Here is a 256-nt window from a genome sequence, read left to right as displayed (position 1 = left end):
TAGCATTAATGCCAAACAGGCTCTAACTAATCTCTAGTTTCATTTCTTTAGCAATCTGAAGTAGTTTATCGAACCGCTCTGATTGCTCTTCTGCTAAGGGGGATTTTTTTAATAGTTTAAAGCACTTTTGGGCCAACAGACTATTGAAAGAGTCACCATGTTTTTTTGACTTATCCACTAAACATTTCAATAAATTAAGCGCAATACTTGGATTGTTTTGCATGACTCTAAATGCTTGGCTGATTGCCTCTATGTC

1 pseudogene is annotated in these 256 nt (G+C 35.9%); it reads right to left on the bottom strand.

Annotated features, from left to right (window positions below):
* Positions 1-22 precede the first annotated feature (22 nt).
* A pseudogene (locus tag CWB66_RS21315) lies at positions 23-256 on the bottom strand (hypothetical protein); the annotation flags it as partial.

The organism is Pseudoalteromonas sp. S558 (assembly GCF_005886635.1).
In the GTDB taxonomy this organism is placed as follows: Bacteria; Pseudomonadota; Gammaproteobacteria; order Enterobacterales; family Alteromonadaceae; genus Pseudoalteromonas; species Pseudoalteromonas aliena.
The sequence above is the reverse complement of the archived record's forward strand: the minus strand, read 5'-3'. Positions and strand labels throughout refer to the sequence as shown.